Origin of the sequence: Streptomyces roseoviridis (assembly GCF_039535235.1) — a bacterium.
GTDB lineage: Bacteria > Actinomycetota > Actinomycetes > Streptomycetales > Streptomycetaceae > Streptomyces > Streptomyces roseoviridis.
Genome location: NZ_BAAAWU010000001.1, coordinates 6,547,326 through 6,571,412 on the forward strand (window position 1 = coordinate 6,547,326; position 24,087 = coordinate 6,571,412).

Consider the following 24,087-nt stretch of genomic DNA (forward strand, 5'->3'; position numbering starts at 1 on the left):
GAGCGCAGACCAGATGACCGTCGGCGAGATGCTCGCCGCCACGGTGCCCATGGCCAGGACCCTCAAGCTGGAGTTCCTGGAGACCACCGCCGAGCGCGCCGTCGTGCGCCTGCCGGACCAGGCCGACTACCACAACCACGTGGGCGGCCCGCACGCCGGAGCCATGTTCACCCTCGCCGAGTCCGCCAGCGGCGCCATCGTCCTGGCCGCCTTCGGCGACCAGCTGAGCCGCGCGGTGCCCCTCGCGGTGAAGGCCGAGATCGGCTACAAGAAGCTCGCCATGGGCGTCGTCACGGCCACCGCGACCCTCGGCCGCCCCGCTTCCGAGGTCGTCGCCGAACTCGACGAGGGCCGGCGCCCCGAGTTCCCGGTCCACATCGCCATCACCCGCGAGGACGGCGCCGTCACGGGCGAGATGACGGTCGTCTGGACGCTGCGGCCGAACAGCTGAGACGCCCGCCGCGGTGACGGGGGCGGAGCCGGCCCGGGCACCGGGTCAGGCACCGGGCCGGGGCGCTGAGCCCCCCGGACGGGCCGCCCCCGTCCCCCCGGACGGGCCGGCCCCGTTCCCGCCCCGGCCCCGTTCCCGCCCCGGCCCCCACTCCGGCATGCTCCCGGCGCGCTCCCGGCACGGCGACGCCAAAACCGACGAACCGTCACGCATAGTGCGATCAACGCATGATCGTAGGAATCGTGCCGGTTCGAAGGAGCGTCGCCGTGTCCCACGCACCCACCCCGGACCCGCAGGACGAGCCGACCACCGCTCCCGCGCCGACGCGCCGACGGGTCTCCCGACGGCGGCTGCTGCTCGCGCTCGCCGGCGCTGCGGCGTTCAGCGCCGTGCCCGCCGGGGCGGCGCGGGCCGCCTCCGTACCGGCCGGGCCCGGCGCGGTCCCCGGTGGCGGCGAGCGGGTCGGCGACCTGCTCGCGCGGCTCACCCTCGACGAGAAGACCGCCCTGCTGCACGGCGCCACCGACCCCGAGCGGCTCGGGCAGGCCGGATACGTGCCCGGCGTGCCACGGCTCGGCATCCCCGCCCTGCGGCTCGCCGACGGGCCCGCCGGCGTCCGGGTCCGCGAGACCGCCACCGCGCTCCCCGCGCCCGTCATGCTCGCCGCCGCCTTCGACCCCGGTCTCGCCCACGCCTACGGGCGCGTCCTCGGCCACGAGGGCCGGGCCCTCGACCAGGACGTGCTGCTGTCGCCGATGGTCAACCTCATCCGCACCCCCTACGCGGGGCGGAACTTCGAGACCTTCTCCGAGGACCCGCTGCTCTCCGCCGACCTCGTCGCCGAGCAGATCCGCGGCATCCAGGCCGAGGGCCTGATCGCCACCGTCAAGCACCTGGCCCTCAACAACCAGGAGCGCGACCGGATGTCCGTCGACGTCCGGGCCGGCGAACAGACCCTCCACGAAACCGAACTGCGCGGCTTCGAAGCCGCCGTCGCCGCCGGCGCGGGCGCCGTCATGGCCGCGTACAACAAGGTGGACGGCGCCTACGCCACCGAGAACCGCACCCTGCTCACCGACATCCTGCGGGACCGCTGGGGCTTCGACGGCTGGGTGATGAGCGACTGGGGCGCCGTCCACTCCACCGGGCCCGCCCTCACCGCCGGCTGCGACATGGAGATGCCCGGCGGCGCCCACTACGGCGCCGCCCTGCGCCGCGCCGTCCGCGAGGGGCGGATCGACGAGGCCGTCGTCGACACCGCCGTACGCCGCATCCTGTCCGTACGCGAACGCTTCGGCCTCCTCGACGAACAGACCGACGCGCGGCCCGAGCGCGACGCCGCCGCCGGGGCCCGCCTCGCGCTGCGCGTGGCCACCGCCGGCGCGACCCTGCTGCGCAACGAGAACGGCACGCTGCCGCTCACCGGCCGGGCCGCCCGTTCCCTCGCCGTCATCGGCCCCACCGGCTCCGTGCCGTTCGTCAGCGGCGGCGGCAGCGCCCATGTCGTCCCCGACGCCGCCACCAGCCCGCTCGACGCCCTGCGCACCCGGGCCGGCGACCGGGCCACCGTGACGTATGCCGTCGGTGAGGACGTCCTCGGCAAGCCCCTGCCCCTCACCGAGGCCGGGGCGCCCGCGGGCGCCGCCCGCTCCCTCGACGACGTCGCCGTCGCCGCCGGCGAGATCCGGACCTACGAGGGAACGATCACCACCACCGCGGACGACAACTGGAGCTTCTTCGTCCACTACAGCGGCCGGCGGCCCACCGTGACCCTCGACGGCGGCGACCTCTTCCAGGCGGGCGTCGCCACGTACTTCACCGGAGGCGTCGGCGGGCGGGCCGCCGACGGACTGACGGTGCGCCGCGCCGACCACCGGCTCGCCGCCGGCACCCACCGCATCGCCGTCACCGCCCACGGCGGCACCGACGGCCAGCGCTTCCGGCTGCGCGCGGCCAACGGCGCCACCCGGGCCGCCGACGTCGCCGAGGCCGTCGCCGCGGCCCGCGCCGCCCACAGCACCGTCCTCTTCGCCTACGAGGACGCCACCGAGGGCCGCGACCGCACCGGCCTCGCCCTGCCCGGCCGCCAGGAGGCCCTCATCCGGGCCGTGACCGCGGTCAACCCGCGCACGACCGTCGTCCTCAACACCTCGTCGGCCGTCACCATGCCGTGGCTGGCCGACACCGCCGCCGTGCTCCAGATGTACTACCCGGGCCAGGAGGGCGGCCCCGCCACCGCGGCCGTGCTCTTCGGCGACGTCGACCCCGGCGGCCGGCTCACCCAGACCTTCCCTCTCTCCGAGGACGCCCACCCGACCGCGGGCGACCCGCGCCGCTACCCCGGCGTGAACGGCGTCGAGGTGTACGGCGAGGGCATCCACGTCGGCCACCGCTGGTACGACGCCGAGGACGTCACCCCGCTCTTCCCGTTCGGGCACGGACTGTCGTACACGACCTTCGCCTACGAGCGGCTGAGCGCCGTCCCCGTCGGCGACGGGCTGCACGTCACCTTCACCGTCGTCAACACCGGACGGCGCCCCGGCGTCGAGGTGGCGCAGGTGTACGTCGGCCCGTCGCCGGACCTCGCCGCCGTCGGCGTGGACCAGCCGCACCGGCTCCTCGCGGGCTACCGGCGACTCCGGCTCGCCCCGGGCGAAAGCCGCCGGATCACCGTCCCGGTGGCCGCCCGGACCCTCTCCTCGTGGGACGAGGCCCGGCACCGCTGGGTCCTGGGCACCGGCCGCCGCGAGGTGCGGGCCGGGGCGTCGTCCCGCGTGCTGCCGCTGCGGGCCGAGGCCGTCGTCGGCGCGCGGTGACCGGGTAGGCTGCCGGGGTTCGGTCGCCGATACGGGAGAGGTAGGGCGCGTGCACGTCCAGGAGTGGCTGGAGACGATCCCCGCGGTCGCCGTCTACGCGCTGGTCGGGGTGGTGATCGGCCTGGAGAGCCTGGGCATCCCGCTGCCCGGCGAGATCGTCCTCGTCAGCTCGGCCCTGCTGGCCTCCCAGCACGGCGACATCAACCCGTACGTCCTCGGCGCCTGCGCCACCGCCGGCGCGATCATCGGCGACTCGATCGGCTACGCGATCGGCCGCAAGGGCGGCCGGCCGCTGCTCGCGAAGCTCGGCAAGAGGTTCCCCAAGCACTTCGGCGAGGCCAACATCGCCCTCGCCGAGCGCTCCTTCCAGAAGTGGGGCATGTGGGCGGTCTTCTTCGGCCGCTTCGTCGCCCTGCTGCGGATCTTCGCCGGCCCGCTCGCGGGCGTGCTGCGCATGCCGTACTGGAAGTTCGCCCTCGCCAACGTCTTCGGCGGCATCCTCTGGGCGGGCGGCACCACGGCCGTCATCTACTCGGTGGGCATCGTCGCCGAGGCCTGGCTCAAGCGCTTCTCGTGGCTGGGGCTCGTGCTCGCGGTGCTGTTCGGCGTCGCCTCGATGCTGATCCTCAAGAGCCGTGCCAAGAAGGCCGCGGCGCACGCCTCCGAGAGCGGGCCGGCCGCCGGCGGCGAGGCGGCCGCCGCCACCGGGGCGAGCAGGGGGACGACCGGTACGGGCGGAGCCCCGGCACCGGTCGAGGCCGCGGCGACCGCGGCCGCACCGGTCGCCGCTCCGGCGCGGGCCGCTGCCGAATAGGGCTGCGGCCGCACAGGGCCGCGCAGGACGAAGGGGGCGCCTGACGGGGCCGCCGCACGGGGCCGCACAGGGCCGCGCAGCGCGAAGAGGGCTGACGAAGAGGGCGCCCGACGGGGCCGCCGCACGGGGCCGCCGCACGGGGCCGCCGGACCGGGCCGCCGGACAGTGCCTGTGCCGAAGCCGCCGGATAGGGCCGCCGGACAGTGCCTGTGCCGAAGCCGCCGGATAGGGCCGCCGGACAGTGCCTGTGCCGAAGCCGCCGGATAGGGCCGCCGGACAGTGCCCGTGCCGAAAGCCGCCGGACCGGGCCTGCGCCGAACGGGGCGGCCGGTCCGGCCGCCCCGGGGCACCTACTCGGCGAACGCCTCGGCGTGGCCCTTGGCCAGGTGCAGGTACATCTCGGCGTTGAGGCGGATGCCCGCCTGCTCCTCCTCGGTCAGCGGACGCCGCACCTTCGCGGGCACGCCGGCGACCAGGGAGCCGGGCGGCACCTCCATCCCCTGCGGGACCAGGGCCTGCGCGGCGACCAGCGAACCGGCACCGATCCGGGCACCGTTGAGGATCGTGGCGCCCATGCCGACCAGCACGTCGTCCTCGATCACACAGCCGTGGACGGTCGCGTTGTGGCCGACCGTCACCCGCGCGCCGATCGAGACCGGAAAGCCCGGGTCCACGTGGACCGTGCAGTTGTCCTGGACGTTGGCGTCCTCGCCGATCTCGATCGGCCCGCAGTCGGCCCGCAGCACCGCGTGGTACCAGACGCTGGCGCGCGGCCCGAGCGTCACCTCTCCCAGGACCACCGAGGTCGGCGCCGTGAAGGCCGTCGGATCGACCTTCGGTTCCTTGCCGCCCACGGCCCTGATCAAAGCCCCCGACATCTGGGGCACCTCAGGCACCTCTGCCATCTTCTCGCTCCTGCTCGCTCGGATCGTCACTCGCGCCTCGGGCGGAACACTAGTCCGGCCCCATGACGGACATCACAGGGCACCGCACGGATCAGCCGTGACGCCGCCGACTACGGTGTCCGGGTGCCCCGGAACAGAAACACGTTCTCATCGCTGACCGCCTGGCGGCGCCGTGTGGTCGCCCGCGCCCTGCAGAGCGGCTGGCGCCGGATCCAGCAGGCGGGTGCCGTGACCGCCGAGCACCAGGGCCGGCTGCGTTTCCGCCGGCTCGGCGAGGGCACCCGGCTCGCCTTTCCCCAGGGCACCGTCTTCGGCGAGCCGTGGATCGAGATCGGCGCGTGCTGCATCATCGCCGAGCAGGTCACCCTCACCGCCGGCATGCTGCCGGACCTCGACCTCGGCGCGGACACCGTCCTGACCCTCGGCGACGGCGTCGTCCTGGGCCGCGGCAGTCACGTCATCGCGGACGCGCCCATCACCATCGGTTCGGACACCTACTGCGGGCCGTACGTCTACATCACCTCGACCAACCACAGCTACGACGACCCGGACGTTCCCGTCGGCCGGCAGTGGCCGCGCGCGGAGCCCGTCGTCATCGGCCCGGGCTGCTGGCTCGGCACCGGCGCCGTCATCCTGCCGGGCGCCCGGCTCGGCCGGAACGTCGTGGTGGCAGCCGGGGCGGTCGTACGAGGAGAGGTGCCCGACCACGCCGTGGTGGCGGGCGCGCCCGCGAAGGTGGTCCGCTCCTACGACCCGGAACGCGGCTGGCAGCCGCCCCTGCGCACACCCGCCCCGAAGCCGATCCCGGCCGGCATCAGCCCGGAGCAGCTGGCCGTGCTGGCCGAACTGAGCCCGGAGGAGCTCGACCGGCTGAACGACCTCGCCGAGCCGTTGCAGCCGCCGCGGCGAACCGGCACGCCGGGCCCCGCGCAGCACCCGGCGCCCGGGCAGCACCCGGCGCCCGCGCAGCTGCCGGCGCCCGTGCAGCTGCCGGAACGGTCCGGCCTGGCCGAACCGGCGAACTGAGAACGAGACCGGCCTGCCTCGCTCCGGAGCGGCCCCGCCCGTGCCGCGGCGGCGGTTCGGCGCGGTCCCTCGCACGCGAGCGCCCCGGTCCGCCGGAGCCCAGGGCCCTGTCCGTGCGGCGAGCCGCGGGCGGGCCGGCGCTGTGGAGCCCGGGCCATCGGAGCTCCGGCGGGCCTTCTCACCGCTCAGGGGCCGGGCCATCGGCACGGTCTCCCGTCCGGCCGGCGAGGCCCGAGGACGAACTCCGGGCTCAGCCGGTGGCGAGCAGCACCGTGCCCACCAGGGCCAGGCCCGCTCCCGCCGCCTGCACCGACCGCAGGCGCTCCTTGAGCACGCCGCGGGCGGCCAGGGCCGTCACGACCGGGTAGAGACTCGCGAGGACCGCGGCGACCGTCACCGGGCCGCGCTGCGCGGCGAGCGCGTACGTGCCGTTGGCGGCCACGTCCGCGAGGCCGACGAAGGCCAGGGCCGGCACCGCCGCCGCGACCGCGCGCAGACCGCCGCCGCCCTCCGGCAGCGCCCGCCCGCCGCGCCGGACGGAGAGCCACAGGGCGCCGCCGCCGACGGCCACGTTGGTCACGCGCTGCACGAACAGGGCGAGGAAGAGTCCGGTCAGGGTCGTGGACGCCTCGGCGATCAGGGCCATCACCGCGCCGAAGCCGAAGGCGGCGACCAGGGTGAGCAGCACCGCCTGCCGCCGCACCGGCGCGCCCCGCAGCTCCGGGCCGCCCGCGAGGACCACGCCCGCTATCGCCACCACGATCCCGGCGAACTGGAGCAGCCCCGGCCGGTCGCCCAGGAGCAGGCCCACGGCGACCGGCACGACCACACCGAGCGAGCCGAGCGGGGAGACCACGCCCATCGGGCCGAGCGCGAGGGCCTTGTAGAAGGCGAGCATCGCCGCGGGGCCGACGGCGCCGGCCGCCACCGCGTACCAGAGCCGGGGCCCGGCCTCGCTCAGGGCGCCGGTGGCCAGCACCAGGGTGCCGAGGACGACGACTGCGATGGTCTGGGAGACCACCACGACGGTGAGCGCGGGGAACCGGCGGGTGAGCAGTCCGCCGCCGAAGTCGGCCAGGCCCCAGAGCAGACTGGTGGCCAGGGCGAACATCGCCGTCAGTGCCGTCATGGGAAGGGCCTCGCAGTACAGTGCAGTGAACAATCGGGTGCACCACACGGTAGTACAGCGTATTGAACTCTGTCATTCAAAATATTGGACGGAAAGTGTCGGACCTCGATCAGCTCACCCAGTCGCTCGCCCGCAACCTCAAGCGCTGGCGCAACGAACGCGGCCTCACGCTGGACGCGCTCGCCGCCCGGGCCGGCGTGAGCCGCGGCATGATCATTCAGATCGAACAGGCCCGCACCAACCCGAGCGTCGGCACCACGGTCAAACTGGCCGACGCCCTCGGCGTCTCGATCACCACCCTCCTCGACTACGACCAGGAGCCCCAGGTCCGCCTCGTGCCGCCGGACCAGGCCGTCCGCATGTGGTCGACCTCCACCGGCAGCCACACCACCCTCCTCGCCGGCACCGAGGCCCGCGGTCCCCTGGAGCTGTGGCACTGGACCCTCATGCCGGGTGACGGCAGCGCCTCCGACCCGCACCCCGACGGCACCACCGAACTCCTGCACGTCACCTCCGGGACCCTCACCCTCGTCGTGGAGGGCGAGGAGCACACCGTCCCGGCCGGCACCTCCGCCGTCTTCGAGAGCAACGTGCCGCACGCCTACCACAACAACGGCGAGGAGGCGGTGGAGATGACCATGGCCGTCTCCGTCCCGCCCGTACGCTGAGACGCCCAACCGCCTCCGGGCCGGCGCTTGTTAGCGTGACGGGCATGCGCGCACCCATCGGAGACTTCGACGACGCCCGGCCCGCCCTCGACTGCCTCGACCTGCTCACGGCACCCGTCGCCGCCGCCGTACGGGCCTGGCGCGGAACCGTGCCGGCGGACCGGATCCTCTACGTGGACACCGACCCGGCGATCGCCGACACCGCCGTCTTCGTCGAGCACTACGGACAGCGGCTGCTCGACGAGTCCGCGAACTGTGTGATCGTCGCCGGCCGGCGGGGCGAGACCACCACCCTCGCCGCCTGCGTGGTCCGTTCCGGCACCCGCGTCGACGTCAACGGCGTGGTCCGCCGGGAACTCGGCTCGCGCAAGGTGCGCTTCGCCCCGGTCGAGACCGCGACCGGCGACACCGGCATGGAATACGGCGGCATCACCCCCCTCGGCCTGCCCGCGGACTGGCCGGTCCTCGTCGACGCCGCCGTCGTCGACACCGAATGGGTGCTCGTCGGCAGCGGACGCCGGCGCGGCAAGCTCATCCTGCCCGGCAAGGCCTTCGCCGAGCTGCCCGGCGCCGTCGTCCTGGAGGGCCTGGGGCTCGCCCCCGAGCCGCAGACCGGCTGACCCGCGCTCAGCCCAGCTTCGGGATCTCGATCGCCGGGCAGCGGTCCATCACCATGTCCACACCGGCTTCGCGGGTCCGCTCGTACGCCTCGGTGTCGATCACGTCGAGCTGGAACCAGACCGCCTTGGCTCCCACGGCGACCGCCTCGTCCGCTATCGCGCCCGCCAGACCGCTGTTCACGAACACGTCCACCACGTCCACCGGGAATGGCACGTCCGCCAGCGAGGCGTATCCCCGCTCCCCGTGCACCGTCTCCGCCTTCGGGTGGACCGGCACGATCCGCTTGCCGAAGCGCTGGAGGGTGGCGGCGACCCCGTAGGCCGCCCGCGAGCGATTGTTGGAGAGCCCCACGATCGCCCACGTGTCGCCGCTCTCCGTGAGGATCCGGCGGACGGTCTCCGCCTCGGTCTCGGCGGTCCTGGTCTCGACGCTCATCTGAACACTGCCTTCCGTGAATGACTGCTCACCCTGGTAAACGGCCGGTGACCGTCGGTCATTCCCGGCCCGCCCCCTGATCCGACCCCGATGCCGTCCCGTACGGGGCCCGGTCCGCGGGCGCATAGGCTGGCGGGATGCAGGAGCAGTACCTGACGCTCGCCGGTGAGGGCGTCCACGAGACCGAGGTCAACCGCTCGCGCTTCATCTGCGCGCTCGCGCCCGTGGCCACCGAGGAGGAGGCACAGGCCTTCGTCGCGCGCGTCCGCCGCGAGCACCCGACCGCCACCCACAACTGCTTCGCGTACGTCGTCGGCGCCGACGCCTCCGTCCAGAAGGCATCCGACGACGGCGAGCCCGGCGGCACCGCCGGCGTCCCCATGCTCCAGATGCTCCTGCGCCGCGAGATGCGCTACGTCGCCGCCGTCGTCACCCGCTACTACGGCGGCGTGAAACTCGGTGCGGGCGGGCTCATCCGCGCCTACGGCGGCGTCGTCGGCGAGGCCCTCGACACCCTCGGCACCGTGACGCGCCGCCGCTACCGGCTCGCCACCGTCACCGTCGACCACCAGCGGGCCGGCAAGCTCCAGAACGACCTGCGCGCCACCGGCCGCGCGGTGCGCGAGGTGACCTACGGGGCCGCCGTCACCATCGAGATCGGCCTTCCCGACGCCGACGTGACGGACTTCACGGCCTGGCTCGCCGACGTCACGGCGGGCGAGGCGACCTTCGAACCGGGCGGAGAGGCGTACGGAGATGGCTGAGCCGGCCCGCTCGGCCACCGGCGTTGTCGTACCCCACCGATACGCTGCCGGGTCATGAGGCTTCTGCACACGTCGGACTGGCACCTGGGGCGCTCCTTCCACCGGGTCGCCCTGCTCGACGCCCAGGCCGCGTTCCTCGACCACCTGGTGGCGACGGTGCGCGAGCGCGACGTGGACGCGGTCCTCGTGGCCGGCGACGTCTACGACCGGGCCGTGCCGCCGCTCGCCGCCGTCGAGCTCTTCGACACCGCCCTGCACCGGCTCGCCGACGCCGGCGTTCCCACGGTCATGATCTCCGGCAACCACGACTCCGCCCGCCGGCTCGGCGTCGGCGCCGGCCTCATTGAGCGCGCCGGCATCCATCTGCGCACCGACCCGGCCGGCGTCGGCACCCCCGTCATGCTCGCCGACGCCCACGGCGACGTCGCCCTCTACGGCCTGCCCTATCTCGAACCGGCCCTGGTGCGCGAGCGGTTCGGCGCCGACAAGGCCGGACACGAGTCCGTCCTCGCCGCCGCCATGGACCGCGTCCGCGCCGACCTCGCGACCCGCCCCGGCGGCACCCGCTCCGTCGTCCTCGCCCACGCCTTCGTCGCCGGAGGCGAAGCCAGCGACAGCGAGCGCGACATCACCGTCGGCGGCGTCGCCGCCGTGCCCGCCGGAGTCTTCGACGGCGTGGACTACGTCGCCCTCGGCCACCTCCACGGCAGCCAGACCCTCACCCCCCGGGTCCGCTACTCCGGCTCCCCCCTCGCGTACTCCTTCTCCGAGGCCGACCACCGCAAGACCATGTGGCTGATCGAACTGGGCCCCGACGGCGCGATCGACGGCGCCGAGCGGATCGACTGCCCCGTCCCCAGGGCGCTCGCCCGGATCCGCGGCCGGCTCGACGACCTGCTCGCCGACCCCGCCCTCGGCCGCCACCGGGACGCCTGGGTCGAGGCCACCCTCACCGACCCCGTACGGCCCGCCGACCCCATGGCCCGGCTCACCGAACGCTTCCCGCACACCCTCAGCCTGGTCTTCGAGCCCGAGCGCACCGACGACGACCCGCTCCTCTCCTACGCCACCCGGCTGCGCGGCCGCAGCGACCAGCAGATCGCGGAGGACTTCGTGGCCCACGTCCGCGGCGCCGGACCCGACCAGGCCGAGCGCACGGTCCTGTACGGCGCCTTCGACGACGTGCGGGTGGACTCCGCCGAGCGCGAGGTGAGCGGACGATGAGGCTCCACCGCCTGGCGATCACCGCGTTCGGCCCCTTCGGCACCACTCAGGAGATCGACTTCGACACCCTGTCGTCGGCCGGTCTCTTCCTGCTCCACGGACCGACCGGCGCCGGCAAGACCTCCGTCCTCGACGCCGTCTGCTTCGCCCTGTACGGAGCCGTCCCCGGCGCCCGCCAGAGCCCCGGCACCACCCTGCGCAGCGACCACGCCGTCCCCGGCACCTACACCGAGGTCACCCTCGACCTGACCGTGGGCGGGCGGCGCCTGGAGATCACCCGCCGCCCCGCCCAGCAGCGCCCCAAGAAGCGCGGCGGCGGCTTCACCACGGAGAAGGCCCAGAGCTGGCTGCGCGAGTACGACACCGAGACCGGCACCTGGCGGGCGCTCAGCCGCTCCCACCAGGAGATCGGCGAGGAGATCGGCCAGCTCCTCGGCATGAGCCGCGACCAGTTCTGCCAGGTCGTGCTGCTGCCCCAGGGCGACTTCGCCCGCTTCCTGCGCGCCGACGCCGAAGCACGCGGCAAGCTCCTCGGCCGGCTCTTCGACACCCGCCGCTTCGCGGCCGTCGAGGACCGCCTCGCCGAGCTGCGCAAGGCCGCCGAGCGCGAGGTCCGCGAGGGCGACGAGCGGCTCCTCGCCCTCGCCCACCGGACGGCCCAGGCCGCCGGCGCCACCGGCCCGGCCGCCGCCCCCGTCGAACAGCGCCCCGGCGAGCCGGGCCTCGCCGAGGCCGTCCAGACCCGCGCCGCCCTCGCCCGCACCGACGCCCGCGAAGCCCTCGACATCGCCCGTCTGCGGCTGGCCGCCGCCGAGCGACGGCAGGCCGCCGCCCGCGCCGCGCTCGACGCCGAGCGCGAGCTCGCCGACCGGCAGGCCCGGCACGCCGACGCGCTGCGCCGCCAGGAGGAGCTGACCGCCCGGCGCCCGCTGCGCGACCAGTGGCAGACCGCCCTCGACCGCTCCCTCAAGGCCGACCGGGTCGCCCCCGCGCTCGCCCTGCGCGAGCACGCCGAGCGCGCCCACCGCACCGCGACCGACGCCCGCGAGCGCGCCCGGGCGGTGCTGCCGCCCGACCTCGCCGAAGCCGGTGCCGAACAGCTCTCCACCCTGGAGCGCCGGCTCCGCGAGGAGCTCGGCGGCCTGGAGTCCGCCCGCCGGGCCGAACGGCGCAGCGCCGAGATCGCCGCCGAGCGCGCCGCCCTCGACCGCGAGGCACGCGCCGACGAGGAGTTCCTCCTCGACGCCTCCGCCTGGCTGGCCGGCTGGGAACCGCACCGCGCCGCGCTCCAGCGGCGCGTCGAGGCCGCCCAGGAGGCCGCGGCCCGCGCCGAGCAGCTCGCCGGACGCCTCGAACCGGCCCGCCGACGGCTCGTCGCCGCCCGCCGCCGCGACGAGCTCGCCGCCGAACTCGCCACCGCCCGCGAGCGGCTCACCACCGCCCGCGAACGGCGCAACGAGGCCCACGAGCACTGGCTCGACGTCAAGTCCCGCCGCCTGCGCGGCATCGCCGCCGAACTCGCCGCCGCGCTCCGTCCCGGCGCCCCCTGCCAGGTCTGCGGCTCCGCCGACCACCCGGCCCCCGCCCGTACCACCGCCGACCACGTCGACCGCGCCGCCGAGGACGCCGCCTACGCCGCGTACTCCCGCGCCGACGAGGCCCGCACCACCGCCGAGACCACCGTCGCCGCGACCACCGAGGCCCACGAGGCCGCCCGCCGGGAAGTGCTGGCGGGCACGCCGGGTGACGGGCGGACGGCCGCGGACTCGACGCGGGGTGCGGTCCGGGCGACCGACGGCGCCGTGGACGGGCCCGCCGCCGCGACCGGCGAGGGCCCCGAGGCCGCCCGCCGGGAAGTGCTGGCGGGCACGCGGGGCGACGGGCGGACGGCCGCGGACTCGACGCGGGGTGCGGTCCGGGCGACCGACGGCGCCGTGGACGGGCCCGCCGCCGCGACCGGCGAAGGCCCCGAGGCCGCGCCGTCCGGTGCCGAGGGCGAGCCGGCGGCCGCGGGTTCGGCGACGGGCCCCGTGCGGGCGAGGGACGACATCGGAGGCGAACCGGCCGCCGAGGCGCCCGCGGCCACCCGCGCGCAGGCCCGGGCGGCCGGCGGCGCCCTGGACGGACCCGCCGCCCCGTCCGCCGGTGGTGACCGGGGCGACCGGTCCGGCGCCGAGCCCACCGTCGCCGAACTCGCCCGCGAGGTCGACGAGCTGGCGCGGCAGTACGCCGAGGCCCACGCGCTCGCCGCGCAGACGCACGCCGCGCGGGAGGCGCTCGCGCGGGCCGAGCGGGAGCACGAGGAGCGGCAGGCCGAGCGGGGTGAGGCCGAACGGCGGATGGCGGCGCGGACCTCGCTCCGGGAAGCGCTGGAGCAGCAACAGGCCGCCCTGGAGGCGGAGCTGACCGGGGCGCGGGGCGAGTCCGTCAGTGTCGCCGCGCACGCCACGCTCCTGGAACGCCGGATCGCCCTCCTGACCGAGGCCGCCGAGACGGTGCGGGGCGCCGAACTCGCCGCCCGCGGACTGAAGGAGGCCGACGACCGGCTCGCCGACGCCGCCTTCCGGGCGGGATTCGACACCCCGGCCGAGGCCGCCGCCGCGCTCCTCGACGAGACCGCGCGCCGTGACCTCCAGCAGCGCGTCGACACCTGGCAGGCCGAGGCCGCGGCCGTCGCCGACCGGCTCCGCGAGGCCGCCACCGCGGCCGCCGCCGCGCTCCCGCCCGCCGACCCGGCGACCGCCGAGGCCGCCCACACCGCCGCCGAGCGGGCCCTGCGCGAGGCGGACACCGCGCTCGCGACCGCACGCGAGCGCGCCGGGGCCCTGGACCGGCTCTCCCGCCAGGTCGACGCCGAGGTCCGCCGGCTCGGCCCGATCCGCGAGGAGTACGAGCGGGTGGCCAGGCTCGCCGGCCTCACCGCCGGCACCTCCGCGGAGAACGAGCGCAAGATGCGCCTGGAGTCGTACGTGCTCGCGGCCCGCCTCGAGCAGGTCGCCGCCGCGGCCACCGCCCGGCTCCAGCGCATGTCCTCGGGGCGTTACGCGCTCGTCCACTCCGACGCCCGCAGCGGCGGCCGGCGGGCCGGTCTCGGCCTGCACGTGGTCGACGCCTGGACCGGCAACGAGCGCGACACCGCGACCCTCTCCGGCGGCGAGACCTTCTTCGCCTCCCTCGCGCTGGCCCTCGGCCTCGCCGACGTCGTCACCGACGAGGCCGGCGGGATCCGGCTCGACACCCTCTTCATCGACGAGGGCTTCGGCAGCCTCGACGACCAGACCCTCGACGAGGTCCTGGACGTCCTGGACTCGCTGCGCGAGCGGGACCGCAGCGTCGGCATCGTCAGCCACGTCGGCGACCTGCGCCGCCGCATCCCGGCCCAGCTGGAGGTCGTCAAGGCGCGGCACGGATCCGCGGTCCGGCTCCGTACGGGCGGGGAGGCCCTCAGCGGCTGATCGGGCGGCGGGGGAGCGGCGAGGAGTAGACCACGCTGGTGGTGACCGGGCCGAGCGCGCCGACCTTCCCGGCGATCTGCTCCAGGTGCTTCATGGAGCGGGCGGCGACCTTCATCACGAAGCAGTCGTCACCGGTGACGTGGTGCGCCTCCAGGACCTCGGGGGTGGTCGCGACCAGGTCGTGGAAGGGCTTGTAGTTGCCGTGCGGATAACGCAACCGGACGAAGGCGAGGATCGGCAGTCCCAGCCGTTCCTGGTCGATCACGGCCGTGTAGCCGGCGATCACTCCGGCCTCCTCCAGGCGCCGCACCCGCTCGGTGACGGCCGAGGCGGACATCGACACGGCCCGGGCGAGTTCGGCGAAGCTGGCCCGGCCCTGCTCCTGGAGGGCCTCGATGATCCGCCAGTCCGTGGCGTCGGGGGTGTATCCGCTGGTCATGGGCGTGACCTTGCAGGGAAAACCCCGGGAGTTCAAGTGCCTCCCGGGGTTTCCCACGGGGTGGACGGCCTGGGCGACGGCCACGCCGCCCGCCGCACCGGGCGGGGCGCGGCCCTGAACCGGTCGGGAAGGGGCCGTTCAGAGGCGGGAGATCTCGTCCACCAGGTCGTCGAGCCCCAGCGGCCCCTGCGACAGGGCCGCCATGTGCCACGCCTTCGCGTCGAAGGCGTCGCCGTGCGCGGCACGGGCGTTGGCCCGGCCGAGCAGCCACGCCCGCTCGCCCAGCTTGTAACCGATGGCCTGGGCCGGGACGGAGAGATAGCGGGTCATCTCGCTCTCCACGAAGGCCGGCGGGCGGCTGCTGTGCATCTGGAAGAACTCCTGCGCCAGCTCCGGTGTCCACCGCTCGCCGGGGCGGAACGGCGAGTCCGCCGGGATCTCGAGCCCCAGGTGCATGCCGATGTCGACGATCACCCGGCAGGCCCGCATCATCTGGCCGTCCAGGTAGCCGAGCCGCCGCTCCGGGTCGCCGAGGAAGCCCAGTTCGTCCATGAGCCGCTCCGCGTACAGCGCCCAGCCCTCGGTGTTGGCGCTGACCTTGCCGATGGTCGCCTGGTAGCGGGAGAGCCGGTCGGCCACGTGCACCCACTGCGCGATCTGCAGGTGGTGTCCGGGCACGCCCTCGTGGTACCAGGTCGACACCAGGTCGTACACCGGGAAGCGGGTCTGTCCGTCGACCGGCAGCCAGGTGCGGCCGGGGCGGGAGAAGTCCTCCGACGGGCCGGTGTAGTAGGGGGCGGCGGCGCCGCCGGGCGGGGCGATCCGGGACTCCACCCGCCGGACCCGCTCGGCGAGTTCGAAGTGGGTGCCGTCCAGTGACGTGATCGCCTCGTCCATCAGCTGCTGGAGCCAGGCGCGTACCTCCTCCACGCCCTCGATGTGCGTGCCGTGCTCGTCGAGATGGGCGAGCGCCTCCCAGGGACCGGCGCCCGGCAGGATCCGTTCGGCCTCGCGCCGCATCTCGTCCAGGAGCCGGTGATATTCGGACCAGCCGTACGCGTACGCCTGGTCGAGGTCCAGGTCGGTGCCGTTGAAGAAGCGCGACCAGCGGCGGTAGCGCTCGCGGCCCACCGTGTCGGGCGCGTCGGCCACCGCCGGGGCGTACACGTCGCGCATCCAGTCCCGCAGCTCCACCACGGCCAGGTCGGCGCCGGCGCCCGCCGCCGCGAGCTCGGTCCGCAGCTCCTCGGAGACCTCCGCCCCGGCCGCCTCCCCGGCGCCGGCGGCGAACCCCTCGAACCAGCCGCGGGCCGTCCCGTCCGGGCCCGCGCCGCCGGCGACCGCCCACTCGGTGAGCTGGCCGACGAAGGTGGCCGTCGCCCGCGGTCCGCCGCGCATGCCCCGCTCCAGGCCGAGCGCGAGCGAGGCCCGATAGCCCTCCAGGGCCGCCGGGACCGCCCGCAGCCGCTCGGCGACGGCCGTCCAGTCCGCCGCGGTCGCGGTGGGCAGCATGGTGAAGGAGATGCGCACGCTGTGCGCGGGGGAGCGGAGGTTGCTCACCGCGCACAGACCTTCGTCCGCCTCGTGCACGAGGAGCTGGGCGGTCAGCCGCTCCCGCAGCAGCCGGGCACAGCGCTGTTCCGCCTCGTCCTTCGCCCCGGGCTGCCGCTCGGCCTCGTCGAGCCGGGCGAGGGTGCGCCGGGCGAGGTCGGCCACCGCCTCCTGACCGGCGGGCGAGAAGTCGGGCAGACGGCCCGCGCTCTCCCGCACTCCGAGGAACGTGCCGGTGATCGGGTCGAGTTCGATGAGCGCGTCGACGTACGCGTCGGCGACCTGGCGGGGAAGAGCGGTGCTGGAAGACTCTGGCATGGGTCTCATCCTCGCCCGAGCACCGTGCCCCCGTCACCCTCGACGGGGCTCAACCGATCTCAGTCGGACGACAAATGAGCGCTCGGCGTGGGCGGCAGCAAGGGGCCGCACTCCCACTGCTGGAAGATCAGCCGGGTCTCCACCCGCGCCACCTCGCGCCGCGAGGTGAACTCGTCCAGGACCAGTCGTTGCAGGTCGGCGGGGTCCGCGACGGCCACGTGCACCAAGTAGTCGTCGGGCCCGGTGAGATGGAACAGGGCCCGGGACTCCGGCAGGGCGCGGATGCGATCCACGAACGGTCCGATGAGTTCCCGCCGGTGGGGCCGGACCTGGACGAGCAACAGGGCTTCGAGCCCCCGGCCGAGTTTGGCCGGATTCAGCTGTAGCCGGTGTCCGAGGATCACACCGGTGCGGCGGAGCCGGGCCACCCGGTCCAGGCAGGTGGACGGAGCCACGCCGACCTCGGCGGCGAGCTCGCGGTAGGTGGACCGGGCGTCGTTCTGCAACAAGCGAAGAATGTGCAGATCGACCGCGTCCAGTACGACAGAATCGGCCATTGGCCGAACGTAGCACGGAGGTTTTCCGCTACGGCCCGGTATTCGTTCACAGTGCGCCCCATGGACACCTCCATGGACGCCTTCGCCTCCGACGCCTCCGCCGCCCCCACCCGGGCGCTGGCCACCGAAGCCGTGCACGCCGGCCGTGACGATCTCGCCGAGCTGGGCCTGCACGCCCCGCCGCTCGACCTGTCCACCACCTACCCCTCGTACGACACCCGGGCGGAGGCCGCCCGGATCGACGAGTTCGCCGCGACCGGGGCCCGGCCGGACGGCCCGCCGGTCTACGCCCGCCTCGACAACCCCACCACCGGGCGCTTCGAGACGGCCCTGGCCCGTCTGGAGGGCACCGACTCCGCGGTCGCCTTCGCCAGCGGCATGGCCGCCCTCAGCGCCGTCCTGCTCAGCCGGGCGAGCCTGGGCCTGCGCCATGTGGTGGCGGTCAGGCCGCTGTACGGCTGCAGCGACCACCTGCTGAACGCCGGGCTGCTGGGCACCGAGGTCACCTGGACGGACCCGGCCGGTGTCGCCGACGCGATCCGCCCCGACACCGGCCTCGTCATGGTGGAGACGCCCGCGAACCCCACCCTCGCCGAGGTCGACGTCCGGGCCCTCGCCCACGCCTGCGGCTCGGTGCCGCTGCTCGTCGACAACACCTTCGCCACCCCCGTGCTCCAGCGCCCGGCCGAGCTGGGCGCGCGGATCGTGCTGCACAGCGCGACCAAGTACCTCGGCGGTCACGGCGACGTGATGGGCGGGGTCGTCGCCTGTGACGAGGAGTTCGCCCGCGGGCTGCGCCAGGTGCGGTTCGCGACCGGCGGCGTGCTGCACCCGCTCGCCGGCTACCTGCTGCTGCGCGGCCTCTCGACGCTGCCGGTACGGGTGCGGGCGGCCTCGGCGACCGCGGCCGAACTGGTCCGCCGCCTCACCGTCGACCCGCGGATCGCGCGCGTGCACTACCCGCGGATCGGAGGGGCGATGGTCGCCTTCGAGGTGTACGGGGACCCGCACGACGTGATCGCCGGGGTACGGCTCATCACGCCGGCGGTCAGCCTCGGCAGCGTCGACACCCTCATCCAGCACCCGGCCTCGATCAGCCACCGCATCGTGGACGCCTCGGACCGGCGCTCCGGCGGGATCAGCGACCGGCTGCTGCGGATGTCGGTCGGCCTCGAGGACGTCGAGGACCTGTGGCGTGACCTGACCCAGGCGCTCAGTGCGGGGCCCGTCCAGGCCCCGCGCCGGGAGCCGGCCGCGCGGGCGTAGCGGCCCGGGGCGCCGTCTGCGGCACCGGGGCGGTGTCGTGCGGGAGGGCCGTCTCCCGTCCCGCGGTCCCGCTCGTGGCCGGCCGGCCGGTGAGGCGGGCGGTGATGACCAGGGTGCCTTCCTCGATCTGGTAGTCGAGGGGCAGGTTCAGCGCCCGCATGGCCGCCACCATGCCGGTGTTGGACGACTGGGTCACCGCGTAGACGCTGTCGCAGCCGGCCTCCTCGGCCAGCGCCACCAGCCGGCCGAGGAGCTCGGAGCCGATGCCGCGCCGCTGCCAGTCGTCCTCCACCAGGAGGGCGACCTCGGTCTCGTCGCCGTCCCACAGCAGGTGGCCGAGGGCGACGACCCGCCCGGAGGCCGTCTGCACGGCGAGGGTGCGGCCGTAGCGGGGGCTGAGGAGATGGTCGAGATAGCGGTCGGCGTCGCCGACAGGACCGTGGTAGCGCAGCCCCAGGGTGCGTGCCGAGCAGCGGTCGTGCATGGCGCGCGCGGCGGGCAGGTCGCGCTGGTCGGCGCGGCGCACGGTGATCTCGTTGCCTTCGGGCAGGGTGAGCACGTCCCGGCTGCGCGGGACGCGCGGGCCGAGGCGGGCGTCGAGCTCGACCAGCGCGCGGGCCCGGGCGAACTCGGTCGGCGTGAACGGAAGATACGGCCGCTCCACGACGATCGTGCCGCCGCCCGGGTCGCGCAGCCGCATCACCGTGTCCTCCAGGACGCCCTCCACCGGCGCGTGTTCGCCGGTGGGGCGGCCGGTCAGGGAGAGCGGCGGCACGGAGTGGATGGTGCACCGGCCGAGCAGCTGGCGCAGGGCGAGGGGCAGTTCGGCCGCGTCGAGCGCGGTACGGGTGGCGAGTCCCAGGACCCGGGTCGGGGTGTCGACGAGGTCGTGGGCGTCGGCCCGTTCGGTCCAGGTGTCGGTGCCGCCGGCCGCGGCGACGGCGCGGGTGAGCGTGGCGGTCTGCAGTCCGGCGGGGGCGCGCAGCAGGAACTCGTCGACCGTGCCGTCGGCGAGCGGATGGGTCTGCAGGGTCAGGATGTCGACGCCGTGGCGGGCGAGCACGGTGCACAGCGCGGCCAGGCTGCCCGGGGTGTCGCGGACCGTGGTCCGCATCCGCCACAGGGCCGTCCCGGCGGTGTCCCCCACGGGGGTGGGGTCCGCGCCGGGAACGACGGCCGGCGGCAGCGGGGAGCCCCCGCTGCCGCCGGGATCGTCGGCGGGCGGCGCATGACTGTGCCTCCGGGCCCACCAGGTGTGGAAGGCGGCGGTGGCCACCAGGGCGATCGCCGAGAACACCAGCAGGTAGGGGCCGTCGGGCCCCTTGGCGATGCTCTTGGCGACCGTGTCGGCCACCACCACGGCCGTGAACAGGGCGGCGAGCTCGATCAGGTCGTGCCGCCAGTGGTGGGCGCGGCGGGCGTTCTGCGTGGGCGTCATATCGGTCATGACCTCACTGTGACCCAGCGGTGTTGCGTGATCACGAACGCTTTGTGACTGATGGGTTAAGCGCCGTTCTGGGATCCTAGTGACCGATTTCGACCACTTCTGACGATGGTCGATCGGTGCCGTGTCCGAGTGCGGCCGACAGCCGCCGCGCCTGGACCACCAGCCGGGAGGAACCGGCCCGGGCCGCCGCCTCCGACAGACCCGGTACCTCCCCCGACCCGCCGGACCGCTCCACGCACTCGGCGGCCACCGCCACCAGCTCACCCGCGCCGCGCGGCGGCTGCCGTGCCGTCAGCAGGCACGGCAGCAGTCCCGCGAGCACCGCCCACACCGTCGCGTACGCCCCGGCCGAGGCCGCCGTACGCGCCGCGTCCGCCAGCCGGTTGGGCTTGACCGTCCCCTCCGCCACCAGCTCCGCAAGCCGCGCCGCCAGCAGTGCCGGATCCAGGTCACCCCGGGAGGCGAGCACGAGCAGCGCGTCCACGGCCGTCAGCCGGTCCTCCACGTGCCGGCAGCCCAGCCCCACGGCGAGCGCGAGATGGACGGCCGGCCCGGCCGGCCCGTCCGCCTCGGCCAGCGCCGTGAGTCCCCAGGCCGCTTCCCGCTCGTCCCGCTCCGCCTCGCCGGCCAGCGACGGCAGCAGCCAGGCGGCCAGCGTCTCCCGGTCGTCCGGCAGCACCCCCGGCCACAGCGGCCGCAGACCCGACCAGTGGTACCGGCCGCAGCCGTGCACCGTCTCCTCCGGCGACCCGCCCAGCCACTGGAACGCCGGCGGGAACTCCTCCTTGATCAACCGGCGCTCCCGCACCGCGACGACCAGGCGCTCCGCCAGCCACCACCTGCCCGACCGGACGTCCCGTCCCCGCTCCAGGAAGCGCACCCCCGGCGCGAGCGAGACGTCCGCCGTCAGCCAGTCCGCGAGCCGCGCCCCCGCCCGGGTGCCCAGGGCCGCCGCCTCCGCGGCCGCACGGGCGGCCGACGCGTCCGCCTTGCGCACCCGCAGCAGCGCCTGCACGAGGTCCACCGGCAGCGGCTCGACCCCGGCGTCCCGATAGGCCCGCAGCCGCTCCACCAGCACCGGCGGGTCGATCGCGCCGGTGTGCCGGGTCGGCGCGGCGAGCAGGAACGGAACCGGGCCCCCCGTCGCGACCAGCCAGGCCGCCTCCCACACACGGGCGTCGACGACCCTGGTCAGAGCCTTGTGCGCACAGGACGGCGCACCGGTCCGCCGACGGGCGAGGTCGAGCGCCGACGCCCGCACCGCGCTGAGCAGCGCGGCCAGCACGGTGAAGATGCCGTCCGACCCCTCGGAGACATGGTCCCGGCGCTCCAGCCAGTACGCCCCCGCGAACGCCTCCCGCACCGCCGTCGCCAGCGCCTCCCGGTCCCGGTGCGCGTGCCGTACGACACCGTCCAAGGCCCGTTCGAAGTCCTCGACGGACCCGTAAGGGTGCCGCGCCAGCGCGACCAGCTCCTCCACCAGCTCGGCGACCGTCGCCGCCGCCGGTGCCACCGGGCGCAGCTCCGGCACCGGAGGCAGCACCTCCTCGTACGGCCGGGCGTCGACGGCCGCGGACGTGCCGAACACCTCCACCGCGGCCGCCCGGTGCACCGGGCTCAACAGCTCGGCCGCACCCGCCAGTTCCTCGCGCACCCGCGCGTCGGTCACAGCGGACAGATGCCGGCCCACCAGCTTCAGGGCCCGCTCCTGGATCACCGTGTCCTCGTGCCCGAAGGCGTCCGTCACCACCGGCAGCAGTTCCTCCGCCGCCCCCGGATCACGCCGCAGCACCTTCCCCAGCAGCGTCACCTGCGCCCGCACCAGCTTCTTCTCCGTGCGGAACAGCACCGAGCCGGACATCTCCGCCAGGTCCCGGACCGCGAGACCTCCGTCCAGTGCCAGCTCCGCCAGGACCTCCTGCGCGTACCCGGCCACCGGCGAGGGCGCGTCGGCCACCATGCCGAGCCAGTCGGGAACCCGCCCCCGTCGCTCCCCGTCCGTCGTGCCCAGCGCCTGCAGCAGGGCCAGCGGGAAGCGCAGGTCCCGAGCACGCCCGCCGCGCAGCAGCCGGGTCACACAGCCGTCGACCAGCACCGTGCGGTCCAGGACCCCTTCCCCGGCGAGGGCGGCGAGCGCCGTCGGCCAGTGGTACGAGGTGTCGGTGCCGCCGGCCCGCCAGGTGAGGGCGTCCGGGATCTCGGCCAGATCGAGCAGCCGGGGCGCGAGGACCGGCGTCTGCGGGTCGCTCCGCACGCTGTCGAGGAGGGTCCGTCGCCGCACGGCCCGGGTCCAGCCGCGGACGTAGCCCTCGGTCGCCGGAGTGGGGCATCCGCTCAGCTGCACCAGACCGTGGACCAGGGCGTACTCGTCCTCCGCCACGGCGGGCCGCTCGGCGAGCCGCCGGGCCACCTCCGTGAGCCACGCCGGGTCGCGCTCCGCGAGCACTCCGAGCAGCGCCCCGCCGCGGTCCTGCCAGTCCCGCAGATCGCGGCCGCCGATCCAGTCGGCGGCCGCCGCCGCGCCCGTGTGACAGCCGGCGCCCGCGAGCCGCAGGGCGCACCGCACCCGGGTCCGCTCCTCCCACCGCTTCCAGTCCCAGCCGCGGACCTCCTTGCGCAGCCGCTTCAGCTCCGGCAGCGCCGCCTTGCGCCCGGCCGCGTCCAGCTGCCGGAGCAGGCCGGGGACGTCCCCGTACCGCCCCTGCCGGACCGCGTCGAGGAACTGCTCCACCCGCGCATCGCCTCCCGTCATCGGGCACCCCCCGCCACCGTCTCGACCGTCGCGCCGCGCCGGGCGATGCGCACCGCCAGCGCGTGCTTGCACGGGCCCCGTCGGCCCCGGTACTCCGCCCACCACACGCACGTGCAGCTCAGCCGCCCGTCCGCCGACTCCCGCACCTGGTAGCGCCGTTCCCCGGACCGCACCGAGGCGAGCGTCCCGTCCAAGGCGACCGCGCCCTCCGCGAGCAGCGCCCGGGCCGCGACCAGGCGTGGGTTGTGCCGCTCGGCGCGGTCCGCGTCATAGGGCAGCTCGCGGTGGAAGTAGGCCGCCTCCGCCACGTCGTACCCCACCCGGCCGGCCGTGCCGAGCCGGGTCAGCGCCGCCCGCACCCGCGCCACGGACAGGCCGGACCGCGCGGCCAGGTCGCCGAGGTCGATCCGCGGCTCCCAGGCGAGCAGCACCGACACCAGCTCCGCGTCCTGCGCCGCCTCCCCGGTGGCCAGCGCCTCCAGGACGCCGCCCTCGCCGGAGAAACCGCGCGCGGGGTCCGGCGACAGGGTCAGCGTGAGCCGCATCCCGGGCAGCTCCACCTCCCAGGCGCTCGGCGCCGGCCCGCCGTCCGGCACCGGCCCGTACACCCTCAGGGCCGACGCGTGCCGCAGCACCCGCTCCAGTGCCACCAGCCGGTCGGGCCCCGCGAGGCACACCGAGCCCGCCACCGGCCGCGTGGTCGGCCGCAGCGTCCGGCCGGACGGCACCACCCACATCGGACCCAGGCCCCGTGCCCGCGTGCGCGGCAGCGACCGCAGGAACCGGACCGCCTCCGGGCCCGGCAGCTCCGCGCGCAGGTCGAAACCGGCGGACGAGACCTGGGCCTCGGCGAAGCCGCGCAGCCAGCGCTCGGGCAGCGGCACCTTCTTCTCCACGACCGGTCCGTCGAGCGTGGTCACCGCCAGTTCCTCGGGCCCGACCCGCAGATGCAGCGGATCGTCGCCCGTCAGCCGGGACAGTGCCTCCCGCAGCGGGTTGTTGACGTCCACGTTGGTCGTCCCGTGCCCCGTCCGGGCGCCGTCGAGCCCGGCACTCAGCACGTCCAGACGCGCGTACACCCCGCCGCAGCCCGAGAAGGACTCGAAGCGCAGCCGGTCGCCGTTCCCGGTCACCACCGGATCCAGCGAACCGGGCCGCATGCGCTGGTGGTAGCGGGCCGCCGCCACGTCGGCCACGGCCAGCAGCCCGCGCGCGGCGATCTGCGGCGAGGTCAGGAAACCGGAGAAGAACCGGGGACGGGCCTCGGCGCCGGACGGCGTGAGACCCCCGGACGTCTCCAGACCGAGCAGCCGTCCGGAGCCCGCGGGCTCCAGCGCGGAAGGGCGTGCGTAGGCGAGCGCCTGTACGGATCGCGTCATGGAAACGACCGTAGGACCCGGCACTGACAACGGGCCGCGCACGCCCTCCCGGCGCCCTCCCGGACCGCCC

At 75.4% G+C, this 24,087-nt stretch carries 19 protein-coding genes; 10 read left to right on the forward strand and 9 right to left on the reverse strand.

The features are described 5' to 3' along the window. Positions 1 to 13: 13 nt before the first annotated feature. The 3 genes from ABD954_RS29620 (at position 14) to ABD954_RS29630 (ending at position 4,081) form a co-directional block, all read left to right on the forward strand. Entirely contained in the window at positions 14 to 451 is a 438-nt protein-coding gene (locus tag ABD954_RS29620) for a DUF4442 domain-containing protein (RefSeq protein WP_345492543.1), read from the forward strand. A gap of 266 nt (positions 452 to 717) precedes the next feature. Beyond that, positions 718 to 3,267 (forward strand): glycoside hydrolase family 3 C-terminal domain-containing protein, encoded by a 2,550-nt coding sequence (locus tag ABD954_RS29625; protein WP_345490631.1) that lies wholly within the window; start codon positions 718 to 720, stop codon positions 3,265 to 3,267. Between the two features lie 49 nt (positions 3,268 to 3,316). Beyond that, the gene (locus ABD954_RS29630; RefSeq protein WP_345490634.1) at positions 3,317 to 4,081 is read left to right on the forward strand and encodes a DedA family protein; all 765 of its coding nucleotides are present in this window, start codon (positions 3,317 to 3,319) and stop codon (positions 4,079 to 4,081) included. Positions 4,082 to 4,431: 350 nt separating this feature from the next. On the opposite strand, the gene ABD954_RS29635 is transcribed toward ABD954_RS29630, so the two are convergent. Continuing rightward, the gene (locus ABD954_RS29635; RefSeq protein WP_345492545.1) at positions 4,432 to 4,959 is read right to left on the reverse strand and encodes a gamma carbonic anhydrase family protein; all 528 of its coding nucleotides are present in this window, start codon (positions 4,957 to 4,959) and stop codon (positions 4,432 to 4,434) included. Positions 4,960 to 5,109: 150 nt separating this feature from the next. Between ABD954_RS29635 and ABD954_RS29640 the strand changes: the two genes are divergently transcribed. Beyond that, positions 5,110 to 6,012: an acyltransferase gene (locus ABD954_RS29640; protein WP_345490636.1), complete on the forward strand. Its 903-nt coding sequence runs from the start codon at positions 5,110 to 5,112 to the stop codon at positions 6,010 to 6,012. Between the two features lie 250 nt (positions 6,013 to 6,262). Here the strand turns inward: ABD954_RS29640 and ABD954_RS29645 are convergent, their stop codons facing one another. Further along, the gene (locus tag ABD954_RS29645) at positions 6,263 to 7,132 is read right to left on the reverse strand and encodes an EamA family transporter (RefSeq protein ID WP_345492547.1); all 870 of its coding nucleotides are present in this window, start codon (positions 7,130 to 7,132) and stop codon (positions 6,263 to 6,265) included. 104 nt (positions 7,133 to 7,236) lie between these two features. Between ABD954_RS29645 and ABD954_RS29650 the strand changes: the two genes are divergently transcribed. Next, positions 7,237 to 7,809, forward strand: coding sequence for a helix-turn-helix domain-containing protein (locus tag ABD954_RS29650; RefSeq protein ID WP_345490638.1), 573 nt, complete (start codon positions 7,237 to 7,239; stop codon positions 7,807 to 7,809). Between the two features lie 44 nt (positions 7,810 to 7,853). Then, positions 7,854 to 8,429 (forward strand): YbaK/EbsC family protein, encoded by a 576-nt coding sequence (locus ABD954_RS29655; RefSeq protein ID WP_345490640.1) that lies wholly within the window; start codon positions 7,854 to 7,856, stop codon positions 8,427 to 8,429. A gap of 7 nt (positions 8,430 to 8,436) precedes the next feature. Here the strand turns inward: ABD954_RS29655 and ABD954_RS29660 are convergent, their stop codons facing one another. Beyond that, positions 8,437 to 8,865, reverse strand: coding sequence for a CoA-binding protein (locus tag ABD954_RS29660; RefSeq protein ID WP_345490642.1), 429 nt, complete (start codon positions 8,863 to 8,865; stop codon positions 8,437 to 8,439). A gap of 137 nt (positions 8,866 to 9,002) precedes the next feature. Between ABD954_RS29660 and ABD954_RS29665 the strand changes: the two genes are divergently transcribed. Genes ABD954_RS29665 through ABD954_RS29675 form a run of 3 tightly spaced genes read left to right on the forward strand, consistent with a single transcriptional unit; the run spans position 9,003 to position 14,308 of the window. Continuing rightward, complete coding sequence (locus ABD954_RS29665; RefSeq protein ID WP_345490644.1) at positions 9,003 to 9,629, forward strand: YigZ family protein; 627 nt, start codon at positions 9,003 to 9,005, stop codon at positions 9,627 to 9,629. Positions 9,630 to 9,683: 54 nt separating this feature from the next. Then, positions 9,684 to 10,853, forward strand: coding sequence for an exonuclease SbcCD subunit D (locus ABD954_RS29670; RefSeq protein WP_345490646.1), 1,170 nt, complete (start codon positions 9,684 to 9,686; stop codon positions 10,851 to 10,853). Further along, positions 10,850 to 14,308 carry an AAA family ATPase gene (locus ABD954_RS29675; protein ID WP_345490648.1) on the forward strand — a complete coding sequence of 1,153 codons (3,459 nt, stop codon included), beginning with the start codon at positions 10,850 to 10,852 and terminating at the stop codon, positions 14,306 to 14,308. Before ABD954_RS29670 ends, ABD954_RS29675 begins: the two co-directional genes overlap by 4 nt. On the opposite strand, the gene ABD954_RS29680 is transcribed toward ABD954_RS29675, so the two are convergent. The 3 genes from ABD954_RS29680 to ABD954_RS29690 form a co-directional block, all read right to left on the reverse strand. Further along, positions 14,298 to 14,747 (reverse strand): Lrp/AsnC family transcriptional regulator, encoded by a 450-nt coding sequence (locus ABD954_RS29680; RefSeq protein WP_345490650.1) that lies wholly within the window; start codon positions 14,745 to 14,747, stop codon positions 14,298 to 14,300. The genes ABD954_RS29675 and ABD954_RS29680 overlap by 11 nt on opposite strands. A gap of 138 nt (positions 14,748 to 14,885) precedes the next feature. Further along, entirely contained in the window at positions 14,886 to 16,616 is a 1,731-nt protein-coding gene (locus tag ABD954_RS29685; protein ID WP_345490652.1) for a DUF885 domain-containing protein, read from the reverse strand. Positions 16,617 to 16,675: 59 nt separating this feature from the next. Continuing rightward, complete coding sequence (locus ABD954_RS29690) at positions 16,676 to 17,173, reverse strand: Lrp/AsnC family transcriptional regulator (protein WP_345490654.1); 498 nt, start codon at positions 17,171 to 17,173, stop codon at positions 16,676 to 16,678. Positions 17,174 to 17,233: 60 nt separating this feature from the next. On the opposite strand from ABD954_RS29690, the gene ABD954_RS29695 reads away from it, so the two are divergent. Further along, positions 17,234 to 18,439 (forward strand): trans-sulfuration enzyme family protein, encoded by a 1,206-nt coding sequence (locus ABD954_RS29695; RefSeq protein WP_345490655.1) that lies wholly within the window; start codon positions 17,234 to 17,236, stop codon positions 18,437 to 18,439. Here ABD954_RS29695 and ABD954_RS29700 read toward each other — a convergent pair. From ABD954_RS29700 to ABD954_RS29710, 3 genes are all read right to left on the reverse strand, one after another. Continuing rightward, on the reverse strand, positions 18,387 to 19,877 hold the full coding sequence (locus tag ABD954_RS29700; RefSeq protein WP_345492549.1) for a GNAT family N-acetyltransferase: 1,491 nt from the start codon (positions 19,875 to 19,877) through the stop codon (positions 18,387 to 18,389). The two genes, ABD954_RS29695 and ABD954_RS29700, sit on opposite strands and share 53 nt — an antisense overlap. Before the next feature lie 85 nt (positions 19,878 to 19,962). After that, entirely contained in the window at positions 19,963 to 22,638 is a 2,676-nt protein-coding gene (locus ABD954_RS29705) for a DUF7824 domain-containing protein (RefSeq protein WP_345490657.1), read from the reverse strand. Further along, the gene (locus ABD954_RS29710; protein ID WP_345490659.1) at positions 22,635 to 24,017 is read right to left on the reverse strand and encodes an SWIM zinc finger family protein; all 1,383 of its coding nucleotides are present in this window, start codon (positions 24,015 to 24,017) and stop codon (positions 22,635 to 22,637) included. The genes ABD954_RS29705 and ABD954_RS29710 overlap by 4 nt, the downstream gene beginning before the upstream one ends. Positions 24,018 to 24,087 lie beyond the last annotated feature (70 nt).

Coding starts and splice junctions, on each gene's coding strand:
- ABD954_RS29660 (WP_345490642.1), bottom strand. CDS start 8,865: ATGAGCGTCGAGACCAGGACCGCCGAGACCGAGGCGGAGACCGTCCGC.
- ABD954_RS29670 (WP_345490646.1), top strand. CDS start 9,684: ATGAGGCTTCTGCACACGTCGGACTGGCACCTGGGGCGCTCCTTCCAC.
- ABD954_RS29690 (WP_345490654.1), bottom strand. CDS start 17,173: ATGGCCGATTCTGTCGTACTGGACGCGGTCGATCTGCACATTCTTCGC.
- ABD954_RS29685 (WP_345490652.1), bottom strand. CDS start 16,616: ATGCCAGAGTCTTCCAGCACCGCTCTTCCCCGCCAGGTCGCCGACGCG.
- ABD954_RS29635 (WP_345492545.1), bottom strand. CDS start 4,959: ATGTCGGGGGCTTTGATCAGGGCCGTGGGCGGCAAGGAACCGAAGGTC.
- ABD954_RS29705 (WP_345490657.1), bottom strand. CDS start 22,638: ATGACGGGAGGCGATGCGCGGGTGGAGCAGTTCCTCGACGCGGTCCGG.
- ABD954_RS29710 (WP_345490659.1), bottom strand. CDS start 24,017: ATGACGCGATCCGTACAGGCGCTCGCCTACGCACGCCCTTCCGCGCTG.
- ABD954_RS29680 (WP_345490650.1), bottom strand. CDS start 14,747: ATGACCAGCGGATACACCCCCGACGCCACGGACTGGCGGATCATCGAG.
- ABD954_RS29675 (WP_345490648.1), top strand. CDS start 10,850: ATGAGGCTCCACCGCCTGGCGATCACCGCGTTCGGCCCCTTCGGCACC.
- ABD954_RS29665 (WP_345490644.1), top strand. CDS start 9,003: ATGCAGGAGCAGTACCTGACGCTCGCCGGTGAGGGCGTCCACGAGACC.
- ABD954_RS29700 (WP_345492549.1), bottom strand. CDS start 19,877: ATGACGCCCACGCAGAACGCCCGCCGCGCCCACCACTGGCGGCACGAC.
- ABD954_RS29655 (WP_345490640.1), top strand. CDS start 7,854: ATGCGCGCACCCATCGGAGACTTCGACGACGCCCGGCCCGCCCTCGAC.
- ABD954_RS29695 (WP_345490655.1), top strand. CDS start 17,234: ATGGACACCTCCATGGACGCCTTCGCCTCCGACGCCTCCGCCGCCCCC.
- ABD954_RS29620 (WP_345492543.1), top strand. CDS start 14: ATGACCGTCGGCGAGATGCTCGCCGCCACGGTGCCCATGGCCAGGACC.